The sequence below is a fragment of the Ketobacter sp. GenoA1 genome (genome assembly GCF_003671475.1).
Taxonomy (GTDB): domain Bacteria; phylum Pseudomonadota; class Gammaproteobacteria; order Pseudomonadales; family Ketobacteraceae; genus Ketobacter.
The window spans coordinates 132024-147086 of the sequence record NZ_RCHM01000007.1 but is presented as its reverse complement, the minus strand read 5'-3'; the positions used below and the strand labels follow the sequence as shown (position 1 = coordinate 147086).

The following is a 15063-nucleotide window of genomic DNA, read 5'->3' as shown; positions in this document are numbered from 1 at the left end:
AACAAAAATCGCCCGTCCATAGGGATGGGACGGATTAATAGATCTAAAAGGCGTAACCAATGATTCGGACTCAATACCTGAAAGGTGACCAACTGCAAACCGGCGGCAAGGAGCAGATCGAGATATGGCGGCAGCAAGGGGGGGCCATCTGGGTTGATATTGAGGGCGAGGAAGAACTGGCGGAGCAGGCCTTGCTGGACCAGTTGGAGTGCCATCCCCTGGCGGTACAGGATGCCCAGCGCCATCGCCATCCACCCAAGTTTGAGGATTTTGGTAATAACACCTTTGTTATCTATCGTGGTTTTGAGCGTTTCGACGAAGACATCAGTATTGCCCATGTGCAGGTCAGTTTTTTCATCAGCAGCAACGCACTGATCACCCGTCGCAACGGCACGTCCTACGGCGTGGAAAAACTGTGGGGTTCGGCGACGGATCTGCAGCGTTACCTGCCGACTCCGGCGATCCTGTTCACCCGTATCGTGAACCAGTCGTTGAGTGAATACATCAAACGCATGCTGGAACTTGAAGATGCCATCAGCCAAATGGAAGATGAAATGCTGGAAGCACCCACCGACCAGTTGATGCAGCGCTTTGTGTTGTACCGTTCCCGGTTGCGTAAACTGAATCGTGTATTCCGCTACCATGAAAAGGTGTTTGCAGAAATCATGCGGGAATCCACCGCCGTGCTGGATATGAATGAATCCTCAATTTATCACTCCATGCAGGATGTCTATGACAAATGTGAGCGTTTGGATAGTCTGGGAACGTTATTTTACGAGCAATGTGGGGATCTTATTGAAGGCTATATTTCTTTGACCTCTCATCAGTTGAATAAAACCATGCAGGCATTGACGGTGATCACCGCGATCTTTGTGCCGCTGGGCTTATTGTCGGGTATCTACGGTATGAATTTTGAGAATATGCCGGAGCTGCATTCCCAGAATGGCTATTTTGTTCTGTTGAGTGTGATGGCGACGGTGGCGATCTCTCTGCTGATTTTTTTCCGGCGCAAACGCTGGCTTTGATGGGCGTGCGGTTAGGTGGTTGTGCCGGCCTCATCGGACCGGCCCTTACCGGCGTAGCGCAGCAGTTCTTCGGCCACCCGTTCCCGTATGGCGTTCTGATCACTGGCATTAAGGCCGTATTTTTGTGCCAGAATTTCAAAATCTTCACTCTTCAGGGATACGGTGAGGCGGGGCCTGACCGGCTTTTTGTTGTAGGGTAAGCCCAGTATCTTGCGAATTTGATCCGGTGGATTCAGATTGTTGTCCAACGCGGCCTGTTTGATAACGCGCTGAGCTTCGGCCGACACATCAAAGGCCACCTGCACGGCTTTAATAGCTTGTTTTTCTTTCTGCCAACGTTCATTCATTTTTTCCACCTATGCACAAAACGCGATACCGAACCCAATCGGTATCGCGTTGTTTGTGCCTGCCATGTCATCACTGTTTGCTGGCTTTGATCCGCGCCAGAATATCCGTGGCAGTGGCCGTTTCGCCCTTGATTCCGGCCTCTTCCAGTTTGCTGTCCAGGTCGCCTCCGGATAATTCCTTATCCAGAAGCTCACCGGCTTGCAACTGATCCTGCCGCATTTCCTGATGGGCCTTGATGCGTTCCAGGGATTGGCGTGCCGTATTCAGCGTGGAGTTGTTTGCCGCCACGTTTTCCACCACTTGCTCCGTGGCTTTCTGTACGCTCTCGGTGGTGCGCACAATGGACAGTTCCCGCTCATGATCGGCAATGAGTTTCTCTGCCTTACGAATATGGGCCTTCAATTGTTCCACCTGGCCGGTCAGGCGCCGAACGATCGCATCCTGCTCGCCTTTTTCCGCTTCCATGGTGGCAATCTTGCCGGCCACTTCCAACGCCAGGGCTTCGTCATTATTGTCCAATGCTTTGCCGGCATAACCTTCGTGGTTGCGGATCTCTTCCACCAGTTTGCTTACCTTGCGCTCGGCTTGCATCTTGCGCGCCATGACTTCGGTCAGATTGGTTTTCGCCTGTTGAATGCTGTCTTTGGCATCAATGATTTCCTGTTCAAAAATGCGAATGCCGTTGGAATCGACGATGGCATCACCCATCTCCCGTACGCCGCCGCGCAGGGCTGTCCAGATTTTATTTAATACGCCGCTCATGGTTGTTCTCCGCTGTCAGTTCGTTAAACCAGGTATTCTTCAATGGCTTCCAGTGCGTCGTAAGCGTTGGAGGCCAGGGTAATCAGTTCTTTGCAGACATCGTCAAAGCTGCTGCTGGTGGCCATGGCGCCGAACACCACATAATAGTCTTCCACAATAGCAAAAGAGCTCAACGGCATGGCCACGTTCAGTTCCAGCATGTTTTTGTTCAGTTCGGCAGTGCGGTCCGGCTGCACTTCTGCCTGTTTACACAAATAGGTGATGCACAGGATCTGAGTATCGGTAATGGTGACGAAAATAGGCATGGCATCCAGTTCCGATACGATTACCTGCAGCACCTCCTGCTGGCCGAGAATGGGCAAACAATTAAAGGTGTGCCCTTCATAATTCACCTGCCCCAGTTGAATAGTGAGTTCCTGGATTTGGGTCATCGCTCGCTGTCTCCTTTTTGACATATTATGTCGATAGGGTTAAGGTTAGACCTGGCTGACATAACATGTCAAGCAAATCTGTCTAACCGGATAAATCCTTGCTATCTTTGCGTCTCTTTAGGGCAGGATTATAACAATACGCATCTTGACATAATATGTCGTTGAGTCTAATTTGACATATTATGTCTGCTGTTGGGGAGTTTCATGGAAGCCTTTTTTGCTAATATATTTAGCTATCCCACTGTTTTCTTTACCGTTATCTTGCTGGTTTTAGCGGTTTACTGGCTGTTTGCCATTTTGGGAATGGTGGATATCGACGTGCTGGATCTGGACATGGATGTGGACGCTGATGTGGACGTGGATCTGGAAGGCATGACAGGGCTGGCCGGGCTGTTGGTGACGCTGGGCCTGACCGGCGTACCCGTAACCGTGGTGATGACCCTGTTGGCATTACTGGCCTGGTTGCTCAGCTACTTTGCTGTGCATCTGCTGTTTTTCTGGGAGCACGGCTCGCTGATGAGTTACCTGGTGGGCAGTGCCCTGATCCCGGCGGCGATTGCGGTGGCTATTCCCGTTACCGCGCAACTGATCAAACCCCTGAAGCCCCTGTTCCGGAAAGTCTACACACCACCACCGGATAAGGTACTGCTGGGACGTAGCTGCAAGGTGCGTTCTACGCGGGTGGATGAGCGTTTCGGTGAAGCCATTGCCGACCTTGATGGCGCCAGTCTGATACTGCGCATTCGAGGCGAGGCGGAAAAAAACCTGCAGCGCGGTGACCCAGTGGTGCTGATTGAATACCGCCCCGATGACAACAGTTACTGGGTGGTACCGGAAGCTGAATTCAATAACAACGATTAGTCAGACAAAACCCGATTTATATTTCAATTTAATTAGAGGTACGGACGCTATGGACTTTTCAATCATCATGCCTGTCCTGACGGTGGTGGGCTTCATTCTGCTTTTGCTGGTGGGCATCCTGTCCCTGTTTAAGGCTTTCTACATCAAGGTGGATCAGGGCAAGGCGCTGATTGTGAACGACATGTCCGCCACCCCCAAGGTTTATTTTACCGGTGCCATGGTGCTGCCGGTGATCCACAAAAAAGAGATCATGAAAATCTCGGTCATCACCCTGGAGATTGATCGGCGCGGCAAGGATGGTTTGATTTGTCGCGATAATCTGCGGGCGGACATCAACGTTGCATTCTATCTGCGGGTAAATGAAACCGCGCAGGATGTTTTGAAAGTGGCCAAAGCGGTGGGTGTGGAACGGGCTTCCAACAAGGAAGCGGTTAATGAATTGTTTAACGCCAAGTTCTCGGAAGCACTGAAAACCGTGGGCAAGAAAATGGATTTTCTGGAGCTGTTTGAGAACCGTATTCAGTTCCGTGATCGCATCATCGAAGTCATTGGCGAAGACCTGAACGGCTACGTGCTGGAAGACGTGGCCATCGACTACCTGGAGCAAACCCCCAAGTCGGCACTGGACCCATACAATATTCTGGATGCGGAAGGTATCCGCCGCATTACGGAAGTGACCGCCACCCAGAATGTGGAAACCAACCGCCTGGAGCGGGATGAAGAGCTGGAGATCAAACGCAAGAACGTGACGACCAGGGAAGCCATGTTGGAGCTTGAGCGTCAGCAATCCGATGCCGAAGCCAAGCAAAAGCGGGAAGTGGAAAGCATTCGGGCGCGGGAAGAGGCCGAAACCCAGAAGGTGCGGGAAGAGGAACGTCAGAAATCAGAATCAGCCCGTATTACCGCCGAAGAATCCATTGCCATAGCCGAGGAGAACAAGCAGCGGCAAGTGGAGATTGCCGGTAAGAACCGCGAACGTGCGGTGGCAATTGAGCATGAGAAGGTTGAAAAAGCCCGGCAGCTGGAAATAGTGAATCGTGAGCGCGAGGTGGAACTGCAAACCATCGAAAAAGAAAAAGCGCTGGAAGAAGAACGTAAGATCATCGCCAACACCATCAGCGAGCGCATTGCCGTTGAGAAGAAAGTGGCAGAGGAAGAAGAACGCATCAAGGATGTTCGTACAATCTCTGAAGCCGAGCGTCTGAAGCAGGTGAAGGTACTGGATGCGGAAGCCAACGCCCAGGAAGACCTGGTTACCCATGTGAAGAAAGCCGAAGCCGAAGAGCTGATGGCCAACCACCGCGCCAAAGAGATCAATGTGATTGCGCAGGCAGAACTGGAGGCCGCCGCCAAACAGGCAGAAGCGCAGATCAAACGCGCCGAAGGCACGCAGGCGGAAGAAGCGGCCATGGGGCTGGCACAGGCTCGGGTTCAGGAAGCCAAAGCCGCAGCGCTGGAAAAAGAAGGTGTGGCCAAAGCCAACGCCGACCAGGCTCAGGGTATTGCACGGGCACGGATTATTGAGGAACAGGCTGCCGCCAATGAGAAACAGGGTCTGGCGGACGCTCATGTGCTGGAAGAAAAACTGGCGGCCAAAGCCCGCGGTGAGAAAGCACTGGGTATGACCGAAGTGGAAGTGTTGGAAGGCAAGCTCACGGCCCAGGCAGCCGGTGAAGAGGCCATCGGTAAAGCAGCTGCCGCCGCCGACAGAGAGAAGGGGCTGGCAGCAGCAGAGGTGATCCGTCAGAAAGCCAATGCCGAAGCTGAAGGCCTGACCGACAAGTTTAACGCCATGAATGATATGAGTCCGGAAGCCCGCGAGTTTGAAGAGTTGCGCATGCGTCTGGACCTGGCCTTCCAGGAAGTTATGGCCACCATTGAAGCCAACAAGGATATCGCCAAAGAACAGGCTGAGGTGCTGTCGGCGGCCTTGCAGAAAGCCAAGATCGAGATTGTGGGCGGCGAAGGTGACTACTTCAACAGCTTTGCCAAGGCCCTGTCAGTGGGCAACGCCATCAATGCGGTGTCCGGCAAAAGCCCGATGATCCAGCAGGCGTTGAATAAACTGATGAACCTGGGTGCGGATGAAAAGCCGGTGGAGGCCGAGCCTTCCAAAGAAGCGTAATCAACCGGGTTTTTCAAGAGGAACGTTAAGTGACAGACGTAAGCCAGACATCAGCTGTGGAGCAAGCTTCACAAGGACAGGTAGAGTCAGCGGTTGCCCAGGGCACCGCTTACGAAGTCATCCGAAAACGCTTGGCGGATCAGGGTAATCAACTTGAGGCGCTGTCCAACCAGCTCAATCAACAGCGCCTGGAAGAGTTTGGTTCTACGGAATTGAACATTATCGGCCGTACCCGGGTGCGTACCGACAATAACTGCATTGCGCGGGATATTGTGCGGGTAGGCGATCATCTGCTGTTTGGCTACAACGTGTTTATCGGCTTGAAGCAAACTACCTCGGTGGCGGATGTGTTCTCCCTGTATCGTCTGGTGCAGGGGGATGAAGCGCTGGATATGGAACCGGTGCCCGCGCACGACACCTTCCTGGGTGACGCGCGCTTTGTCTCTGACTTTAACGAGCTGTACACCTATTACAAGAACACGTTTCTAACCCAGTTGCGGGTCAAGGAAGGCCGTTTGCTTGCCGCCTTTCAAATCGGCGAGCGGCTAACCGATATTCGGGTGTTCCGCTGGTCCGTGTCTGCCGATGGCAAACAGATTGAGTACCTGGATAATCGCGGTGAGCGCGAGATCGAACTGCCACCGGCGTGGGATTTTGAATGGCGTGAAGTGCAGCGTGAAGCCATCGTGGATGGCCGCCATCCCCACGTGAATATTCTCGATACCATTTTCGTGGACACCATCAAGGGTGATCTCACCATCAAGGTGGAAAACAACACCCGCAGCGGCAAGGGTATTTATACCGAGCCAGTGGAGGATCCCAACCAATCGCTGGATGATGCGGATTTTTATTTTGCTGAAATCGGCCAGCTGATCCTGTTGCGTATCAAGCCCTATCAGGAAGAGCTGTGGCGGCATCTGGTGTTTAACCGCCTCAATGAATCTGTGGTGCGTATCGATGCCATTGGGGATAGCTGCCAGCAGCTGCCGGAAGATCACGGTATTGTGTTCCCCGGTGGTTACTATTTGCAAACCGGTGACTACAAAACCTTTGCGGAAACACATACGGGTTTGCGGTTTCGCCGCACCATTCGCTCACCCAATGGTGAGGATGTGCTGTATGTGCATTATCAGCCGGAGCAGGGGGTGGTGGCGCTGTACCCCTACAACATGATTGAAAAGGCCTTGCGCAATCCGGTGTATGGGCACGGTTACGGATTGTTCGAAGATGGACGCATGGTGGTGTTCTCGGCCGATGAAGAGCCCACTCGCGTGCATCCCATGCAGATCTGGCAATCGCCTTTCTTCAGTGATGTGCACGCCAGCCAGGCACAGCAATCCCAGAGTTTTTTCGGTCGCGTGGGTAATGCAGATCTGGTGCGCGGCATTTCGGATCTGTTCAGTGTGGTGCAGTTGATCCGCAGCCCCGATGCGGCGTCTACCCATTACCATGAGTTGTGTAAATTCAGTACCCGCTTGTTTGATCAGTATTACTGGTTGTCAGACGCCAGCCTGAGCGAAGTACACGATGTACTGAAGGCCATCATCGAGTCCAGTGAACTGGTGCTGGATGAATACGAGAAAGTTCAGAGTATTCGCAAAAGCTCCCAGCAGGCATTGCAACAGGCAGAAGATTCGGTGGCTGCCCTGATCAAGCGATTGCAGCCCGATGGCTGGACCGTGCCCCAGCCGTATATGACCGCCATGCTGGATATCCGCAAGCTGCGGGGCCATTTGCTGACCATTCAGGATTATCGTTACATCAATCAGCCGCGCATTGCTGAGCTGGATTCGCAACTGGAGCAAAAGCAGGCGTATATCGCTGACTGCACCATCGGGTTCCTGGCCGATGAAGAATCCCTGCAACCGTTCTACGATGACCTGGCCCGTCTGGAGAAACAGATTCAGGAAACTGACATCAAATCTGAATTGAGCCCCCTGCTGGAGAAGCTGGAAACCCTCGGCCAGGGTTTGGATGCCCTGACCGAAACAGTCAGCGCGATTACCGGTGCCGAAGCCACCACCCGTACGGCCATCATTGAGCGTATTTCCAATCTGTTTGCCCATCTGAACCAGGGCCGGGCTCGGGCCCGCAACAAAATGAAAAGCCTGGGTTATAACGAAGCATTGGCCCAGTTCTCGGCCCAGTTCAAATTGCTGTCGCAGAGCATGACCAGCGGCCTCAGCATGGCCACATCGCCGGATCGTTGTGATGAACAGCTGGCGAAACTGATGAATCAATTGCAGGAGCTGGAAAGCCAGTTCGGCGAGTACGATGCCTTTCTGGCAGACATACTGGAGAAGCGCGAAGAGATTTTTGAATCCTTTGAAGCGCACAAGCAAAGTTTGCTGGATGAACGCCAGCGTAAGGCCCAAACCCTGTTTGATGCCGCGCAACGCATCATCGACGGTGTGCGCAAACGCAGTCAGAAATTCAAGGCCGAAGACGAGCTCAATACCTTCTTCAGTTCAGATCCCCTGTTGAACAAGTTGAAACAACTATCACAGCAGTTACGGGATTTGGATGATGCGGTGAAGGCCGATGATGTGGATGCCCAGCTGAAAGGGGTAAAAGATCAGGCGGTGCGATCCCTGCGGGATAAATCCGATATTTATGAAGACGATGGTAAGGTCATCAAGTTGGGGCCGCGACACCGCTTCAGCGTCAATACCCAGGAGCTGGACCTGACGCTGTTGCCCCGGGGTGATGAACTGCATTTTCATTTGTCGGGTACCGATTTTTATGAGCCCTGCCACAACGCAGAGTTGCTGAACACGCGGTCTTATTGGTCCATGGCCATGGCCTCGGAATCGGATCAGGTCAGCCGCGCGGAGTATCTGGCTTACAGTGTGCTGATCGCTGCCGAACGTCATCAGGAGGGGTTGGAGATAGCAACCCTGATGCAGGCGCGCAATGATCGTCAGCAGCTGCTGGAGTTACTGCGTCAGTATGCCGAGCCGCGTTATAAAGAAGGCTATGAACGGGGTATTCACGATCACGATGCCGGCCTGATTCTGGAATGGGTACTGCCCCAGTATGAGCTGGCGGACCTGCTGCGATTCGATCCCCTGGCTCGGGCCTGGGCGGCGTTGTTCTGGGCAACAACGCAAGAGCAGGATATTCAGAGCCATTGGCCGCTGCGGGCTCAGTCCGCTCTGCATATGTCGGGCCTGTTCGGCAGCGACAGCGCCCTGGCAGAGCTGCTGCAGGATGTGAAAGCGCAGCTGCACCTGTTTCTACAACAGCAGGCGGTAGCGGATAGTGATCAGTTGCTGGAACGCAGTGCCCGTTATCTGATCCTGGAGCTGGCGCGGCCGGTACGGGAGTTTTCCGTAACCCGTGCCAGTCAGAATTTACTGGAAAACCTGCAGCGGGCGCTGGCTAATGCCGGCGCGCAATCCGTATTTGAAGAGAACCTGAATGCATTGCAAGCAGAACCCGGTAAAGCCTGGCGTTACGTGGAAGGCTGGCTCGATGCCTGGTTGGCAAAGCAGGAAGATCAGAGCCTGCGGCCCTATGTGCCCGAAGCGGTGGCGCGTATTCTGATTGGCACGGGGTTGTCGTGGAAGCCGCGGGAATTGGATCTGTCATTGAAAGTGACCGGTTTGCTGTCTTCGCACTATCGTATTCACAACGGTGAGCTCTGGTTACGGCTGGATGAGTTTCTCTTGCGGCTGGAGCACCATCGCAGTGTGGTGGTGCCGGCGTATAACCGGTATCTGGCATTGCGTCACCAGGTGGTGGAGGCGCAGAAGCAGGGTCTGCGGCTGGATCAGTTCAAGCCCCGGCCGCTGTCGTCTTTTGTTCGTAATAAACTGATCAATCAAAGTTATCTGCCGATCATTGGCGACAACCTTGCCAAGCAAATGGGTACGGTGGGGGATAAGAAACGCTCTGACCTGATGGGGCTGTTGATGATGATCTCGCCGCCGGGTTACGGGAAAACCACCCTGATGGAGTACGTTGCCAATCGCCTGGGGTTGATTTTTATGAAGATCAACTGTCCGTCCCTGGGGCACGAGGTGGATTCCCTTGATCCGCAACAGGCACCCAATGCCACCGCGCGGCAGGAGCTGGAAAAACTCAATCTGGGGTTGGAAATGGGAAACAACGTGATGTTGTATCTGGATGATATCCAGCATACGCATCCGGAGTTTCTGCAGAAATTTATTTCGTTGTGTGATGGTACCCGGCGCATTGAAGGGGTCTGGAACGGTCAAACCAAAACTTATGACATGCGGGGCAAAAAGTTCTGCGTGGTGATGGCGGGCAACCCGTACACGGAAAGCGGTGAAGTTTTTAAAATTCCCGACATGCTGGCCAACCGGGCGGATATCTATAACCTGGGCGATGTGTTGAGCGGTACCGAAGAGGTGTTTGCGCTCAGTTACATAGAAAACAGCATGACGTCCAATCCGGTACTGGCGCCTCTGGCCACCCGTGACCTGGCGGACTTTTACCTGTTTGTGGATATGGCCCGTGGCCGTGCCGTCAATGAATCGCAATTCAGGCATCCCTACTCGGCGGCGGAAAGCCGCGAAATTGTCGAGACCCTTAAAAAGCTGTTCCGGGTGCAGGAGGTGGTGCTGAAAGTCAATCAGCAGTATATCGAGTCGGCTGCCCAGGATGAGCGTTTCCGCACCGAGCCTGCGTTTAAGTTGCAGGGCAGTTATCGCAATATGAACAAGTTGGCGGAAAAGGTCACGCCGGTGATGACGGCACAAGAGCTGGAGGCATTGCTGGATGATCATTACCTGGGCGAGTCGCAACTGTTGACCTCCGGAACCGAAGCCAACCTGCTGAAACTGAAATCCCTGCGCGGTGTCCTGAGCGCAGAGGAAGCGCAGCGGTGGGAGGACATCAAGGGGGAGTTCTGCCGCCTCAAGCAGATTGGCGGTGATGAAGCCGACGTGGGTGTGCGGGTGGTGTCGCAACTGAACGCCATGGCGCAGGGGATTGATAAGGCGGTTACTGCGCTGGCACAGAAGGGTTCCGCGCCGGCCGCCGAAGGCGCGCTGCAGCAATCCCTGCAGGCCATTGCGGATGCCATGCATAACATGACAACCCACGTGGAAGTGGTGAACCAGCCGGTTCCCGGTATCGATCTGTTATTACAGGGGCTGACCGCGACGGTGGAAGGCAGCATTTTCCCTCTGGTGCAGGCGATGGACGGCAAAATTGATCTGGATCTGAAAACCCACAACAAGATGGCCGCTATCTCGGAGCAGTTGCGCATGCTGGAAGCCAGCCTGCTGCGCTTGAAACACACTACCCGCGCAGGCACTGGCACCACTTCTGGACAGTCTGGTGAATAGTCTGGTTAAGCCCCAGGCTTTCCAGTAGAGTGGTCCATTCACGCTTGATGTAGCCATTGGAAGAAGAGAGTCATTCTGTGGAAACCAGCCTGGTAATGAGTTTTGCCCTGATCGGTGTTTTGGGGCTGGCCTGTCAATGGATTGCATGGCGACTGCGGTTACCGGCCATATTGTTTCTGCTGATTACCGGCATCATTGCCGGCCCCGGTGTGCATTGGCTTGATCCGGATGCGCTGTTTGGCGACATGTTGTTTCCGTTGGTCTCCATGGCGGTTGCCGTGATTCTGTTTGAGGGCAGCCTCACCCTGAAATTCACGGAAATCCAGGGTATGGAGAATGTGGTGTGGCGTATTCTCACCGTGGGTGTGCTCACCAGTTGGGTCAGCATCTCGGTCTTTACCGGATGGTTGCTGGATCTGGATTGGCATCTTGCCTTGCTGTTCGGCTCCATGGTGATCGTCACCGGGCCCACCGTCATTGTTCCCATGTTGCGTTCGGTACGGCCCACTGCGCGGATTACCAATATTTTGCGTTGGGAGAGCATCCTGATCGACCCGCTGGGGGCCTTGCTGGCGGTTCTGGTGTTCAATTTTATTGTGGCCCAGTCCAGCGGCGGCAATGAATGGCTGGCGGTGATGCTGCTCTTTTTCAAAATCCTCGCCATCGGCGCAGCCCTGGGCTGTGGCGCCGGCTACCTGTGCGGCTGGTTGTTACGCAACGAGGTTGTCCCCTCCTATTTACAGAACGTGTTTGTGCTGATTTCCGTGCTGGCGGTGTTTGCCGTATCCGACACCCTTGAGCACGAATCCGGGTTGCTGGCGGTGACGGTGATGGGCATCTGGCTGGCGAATATGCGGGGAGTACAAACCGAAGGCATTCTGGATTTCAAGGAAAGCCTGAGTATTTTGTTGATTTCCGGTTTGTTTATTATCCTGGCGGCACGGGTCAATCTGGGGGATCTGGTTACCCTCAGCTGGCAGGCCCTGGCCATTCTGGCCTTTGTCCATTTTATCGCGCGGCCGTTAAAAATTGTGTCTGCCACCGTGGGTGCATCCCTCAGCTGGCAGGAGAAAACCATGATCTCCTGGATTGGGCCACGGGGGATCATTGCCGCAGCGGTATCGGCGCTGTTTGCCCTGCGCCTGTCGCAGCTGGGTTTCGAGGGGGCGGATCTGCTGGTAACCCTGACGTTTGTGGTGATCATCGGTACCGTGGTGTTCCAGAGCCTCACTGCCAAGCCATTGGCCCGCTGGCTGGGGGTGATGGAGCAGGCGCCCCAGGGCCTGTTGTTCATCGGTGCCAATTCGGTGTCGCGTACCATCGCCAAAGAGCTGAAAAAGAACGGGTTTGAGGTGATGCTGGCGGACAGCTACCGAACCAACGTACGTCAGGCACGCATGGAAGGTTTAAAGGTCTTTCACGGCAATCCGGTATCGCGGCTGGCGGAAAAGGAGCTGGATCTGGTGGGCATCGGCCGCATGCTGGGCCTGTCGCAGAACGACGATCTCAACCTGCTGGCGGTGCAGCGTTACACCCGGGAATTCGGTAAAAAGCGGGTGTATGCGTTGTCCTCCCAGGCCAGCCAGCGCAAGAGCGATCGGGAAAAAATTTCAGAAGAGCTGGTGGGCGTGGTGTTGTTCTCTGAAGATGCCACCTACAGCAAATTGGCCAGCCTGGTGGCTCAGGGCGCGGAAATGCGCACCACCAACATCAGCGAAGAGTTCACCTTCGAAGACTATCTGGAAAAGTACGGCAATAAAGCCATCCCCATGTTTTTGCTGGATTCCCGTAAACGCTTGAGCATTCTGTCCGGCCTGCCCAGCGCAGACCAGGTGCCCGCGGGCAGCAGGATAGTGGCCCTGGTGAAGGCGGAACGGGTGGTGGAAAAGATAGAAGAGAAAAAGCAGGATGCCGCCAAGGCCCAGTGACGCATACTGTGACCTTGGCTGGTGGATCCTCAGGGCATCAATATCCTCAGGGCATGAAGATGAAGCGTGCCGGTGCGGTCTGGCGAATGAGGTCCCCATGGTGATCCAGGGCACTGACCTGCCATTGATAGGTGGCACCGGGTTTCAACTCGTCCAGTAATTGCGGGCTCAATGCGGTGGCGGTGTTGGGTGCCGCAATCAACAGCCGGCCCACGTAATCCCCCGAAGTAAGGCTTTCTTTACCGTTCTCCTGGCGCAGTACCAGTTCATAGATGATGGTGTCCGCGGTGGCCGGCCAGGACAGCTGGGTGCCGGCTGACAGGGTGGCCGGTGTGGATGGGGGTGGCGTATTCTGCTGATTTTCGATCACTTCGTATTGCAGGGTGGTGCTCAATTGCGGGTTGGGGCACAGGTTGCCCGCCGTTTCTGACTTGTCCAGGGTCTCCAGCGCACAGAACCGTAACACATGCAGGCCGGGCTTGCTGGTTTCCAGTTGCGGGCTCAGCAGCCAGTCTTTCATGCCCTGCTGTAAATCCTTGCTCACCTGGGCCAATTCCCGGTACACCAGCTGCCCGCTGTCCGGGTTTACCGTGGCCAGCTGCCAACTGCCCTTGAGCTGGCCCTGACCGGAGTAGGTGACCGTCAGTTGGGCCTGCAATGGCAATCCCTGACTGACCTGGCTGCGGAAACGCTGGGGTTTAAAGCTTAACTCCTGGTTGTGCACCGCCAGGGGAGCGTTCATGTGGGGCGTGGCCAGTGCGGAATCCTGGGCACTCAAGCGGATGCTGACCCGGGCATCGACGGTGGAGGGGCGTTCGCTGCCGGTGCTGAACTGGCGGTTGTATTCCAGCGTACGATAGCCCAGCTCCAGCCATGTTTTGGCTTCGTCGGCGGTGATGGTGAGGGGCTCTTCAAAGTGCAGCGGACCTGCGCCCTCGGTTTGGTTGAAGGGGGTGGTCTGGGTTTTCAGGACTGTGCTGGTGGCGGCGTCTTTTAATACCCCCTGGGCTGAAAAGGCACCGGTACTGTGGGCGGAGGTGGTGGAAATGATCCAGCGTATCTGCAGGGTGCGCCCTTCTTCAACGGGTACCCGTGCCAGTTTCGGCGCGCTGCTGGCACCAATCAGTGCCGCCTTTGCTGCGCTGCTGAGGGTGAGGGTGGCCACCAGTGTCATCAGTGCCAACACAGCGGCAACCGGCGGTGTGTTCATTCTGCGTAATCCCCAAAACATGCCATTCTCCGCGACAACGTAAATCAGGTGGCAGAGTCTACCGAAGCGGGGAATGGGTTAGAAGAGGCTAAAGCAACAGAATATGTATCCCCGGATCAGTGGTCGGCCCATCAACCCTGGTCGTAGTAGCCGGCACCGCTGACCCCCTGATTCTCCAGCTGGGCGGTGAGGTCGTCAAAATCCATGTCACTGAGCCCCACATAGGTAAGCAGGTCTTCACCGATTTCCTGCCATTCATGGTCTGTAGCACAGTTGCCCAGAGTTTGATGCAGGCCACAGATGTGCTCCGCCATTTTCAGAATGGCGAGCAGGGTTTTGCGGCCGTGATCGTAGCTGTTGGCGCGATGGCGGAATATGTTTTCCATACTGTGGTGTTCGGCGATGACATCGCAGAGATCCGCCGGTAAGCCCCAGGATTTGGCGACGTAGTAACCCACCACCGCATGGTTGGTGTTCAGTTGCTGGTTTTCCACATCGATCACACGGGGGCTGGGATAAGCGTAGGATTCCTGCAGGATCTCACTGTAGTTGGGGTGGGCCCGGTACAGCAACGGTACTCCGCAGTTGTGGAACAAGCCCACGCAGTATGCCCGGTCCAGGGCCTGATAGCCGATGGCCCGGGCCAGGGTGGTGGCCGCCCTGGCGATGTCCATGGCGCTGTCCCAGAAGCTGCTCAGGGCAACAATGGTTTCATCGTCCATTTCACTTTTGATGGAGAGCCCCTCCATCAGGCGAATGATGGTTTGCAGTCCCAGAATCTGAACCGCCTGTTCGATGGAGGTCATGTGGTTTTTCTGACCAAACAGGTCCGAGTTCACCACTTTGAGGATGGCGCCGGAGAGGCCCACGTCCTGGCTGATCAATTTGCCGATGCGGTTGATATCCGGGTTGGGCATGGCCTGTTCCATATGGATGTCCACGATTACCTGGGGTTGGGGGGGCACGGTGATTCCGCGCAGGATTTTGGCAATGTGCTCATCGTCCAGTATGGGTGTAGCAGTCATTTCGGTATAATCCGCAACCAACGTCATTATTTA

General features: G+C 54.8%; 10 protein-coding genes. 5 read left to right on the top strand and 5 right to left on the bottom strand.

What is annotated here, in order from left to right; translation table 11 throughout:
- Nucleotides 1-59 precede the first annotated feature (59 nt).
- A complete protein-coding gene (locus D9N13_RS00665) occupies nucleotides 60-1025 on the top strand; it encodes a magnesium transporter CorA family protein (RefSeq protein ID WP_290584674.1) in 966 nt (321 codons plus the stop codon).
- Nucleotides 1026-1036: 11 nt separating this feature from the next.
- On the opposite strand, the gene D9N13_RS00660 is transcribed toward D9N13_RS00665, so the two are convergent.
- From D9N13_RS00660 to D9N13_RS00650, 3 genes are all read right to left on the bottom strand, one after another.
- Nucleotides 1037-1372, bottom strand: coding sequence for a hypothetical protein (locus D9N13_RS00660; RefSeq protein WP_290584672.1), 336 nt, complete (start codon nucleotides 1370-1372; stop codon nucleotides 1037-1039).
- A 70-nt stretch (nucleotides 1373-1442) separates the two neighbouring features.
- Nucleotides 1443-2135 (bottom strand): PspA/IM30 family protein, encoded by a 693-nt coding sequence (locus D9N13_RS00655; RefSeq protein WP_290584670.1) that lies wholly within the window; start codon nucleotides 2133-2135, stop codon nucleotides 1443-1445.
- Between the two features lie 23 nt (nucleotides 2136-2158).
- The gene (locus D9N13_RS00650) at nucleotides 2159-2566 is read right to left on the bottom strand and encodes a YjfI family protein (protein ID WP_290584668.1); all 408 of its coding nucleotides are present in this window, start codon (nucleotides 2564-2566) and stop codon (nucleotides 2159-2161) included.
- Between the two features lie 204 nt (nucleotides 2567-2770).
- Here D9N13_RS00650 and D9N13_RS00645 point away from each other — a divergent pair, with 204 nt between their 5' ends.
- The 4 genes from D9N13_RS00645 (at nucleotide 2771) to D9N13_RS00630 (ending at nucleotide 12795) form a co-directional block, all read left to right on the top strand.
- Nucleotides 2771-3427, top strand: coding sequence for a DUF1449 domain-containing protein (locus D9N13_RS00645; RefSeq protein WP_290584666.1), 657 nt, complete (start codon nucleotides 2771-2773; stop codon nucleotides 3425-3427).
- A 49-nt stretch (nucleotides 3428-3476) separates the two neighbouring features.
- Nucleotides 3477-5552 (top strand): flotillin family protein, encoded by a 2076-nt coding sequence (locus D9N13_RS00640; protein ID WP_290584664.1) that lies wholly within the window; start codon nucleotides 3477-3479, stop codon nucleotides 5550-5552.
- 29 nt (nucleotides 5553-5581) lie between these two features.
- Nucleotides 5582-10867: a DNA repair ATPase gene (locus D9N13_RS00635; RefSeq protein ID WP_290584662.1), complete on the top strand. Its 5286-nt coding sequence runs from the start codon at nucleotides 5582-5584 to the stop codon at nucleotides 10865-10867.
- A gap of 95 nt (nucleotides 10868-10962) precedes the next feature.
- Nucleotides 10963-12795 carry a cation:proton antiporter gene (locus tag D9N13_RS00630; RefSeq protein ID WP_411268112.1) on the top strand — a complete coding sequence of 611 codons (1833 nt, stop codon included), beginning with the start codon at nucleotides 10963-10965 and terminating at the stop codon, nucleotides 12793-12795.
- Nucleotides 12796-12841: 46 nt separating this feature from the next.
- Here the strand turns inward: D9N13_RS00630 and D9N13_RS00625 are convergent, their stop codons facing one another.
- Nucleotides 12842-14026: a hypothetical protein gene (locus D9N13_RS00625; RefSeq protein WP_290584658.1), complete on the bottom strand. Its 1185-nt coding sequence runs from the start codon at nucleotides 14024-14026 to the stop codon at nucleotides 12842-12844.
- 110 nt (nucleotides 14027-14136) lie between these two features.
- Nucleotides 14137-15030, bottom strand: a complete 894-nt coding sequence (locus D9N13_RS00620; RefSeq protein ID WP_290584656.1) for an HDOD domain-containing protein — start codon at nucleotides 15028-15030, stop codon at nucleotides 14137-14139.
- Between the last annotated feature and the right edge of the window lie 33 nt (nucleotides 15031-15063).

Bases quoted from the DNA above. Each gene is read 5' to 3' on its own strand.
- D9N13_RS00665 (WP_290584674.1), top strand. From the start codon at position 60: ATGATTCGGACTCAATACCTGAAAGGTGACCAACTGCAAACCGGCGGC.
- D9N13_RS00660 (WP_290584672.1), bottom strand. From the start codon at position 1,372: ATGAATGAACGTTGGCAGAAAGAAAAACAAGCTATTAAAGCCGTGCAG.
- D9N13_RS00655 (WP_290584670.1), bottom strand. From the start codon at position 2,135: ATGAGCGGCGTATTAAATAAAATCTGGACAGCCCTGCGCGGCGGCGTA.
- D9N13_RS00650 (WP_290584668.1), bottom strand. From the start codon at position 2,566: ATGACCCAAATCCAGGAACTCACTATTCAACTGGGGCAGGTGAATTAT.
- D9N13_RS00645 (WP_290584666.1), top strand. From the start codon at position 2,771: ATGGAAGCCTTTTTTGCTAATATATTTAGCTATCCCACTGTTTTCTTT.
- D9N13_RS00640 (WP_290584664.1), top strand. From the start codon at position 3,477: ATGGACTTTTCAATCATCATGCCTGTCCTGACGGTGGTGGGCTTCATT.
- D9N13_RS00630 (WP_411268112.1), top strand. From the start codon at position 10,963: ATGAGTTTTGCCCTGATCGGTGTTTTGGGGCTGGCCTGTCAATGGATT.
- D9N13_RS00625 (WP_290584658.1), bottom strand. From the start codon at position 14,026: ATGTTTTGGGGATTACGCAGAATGAACACACCGCCGGTTGCCGCTGTG.
- D9N13_RS00620 (WP_290584656.1), bottom strand. From the start codon at position 15,030: ATGACTGCTACACCCATACTGGACGATGAGCACATTGCCAAAATCCTG.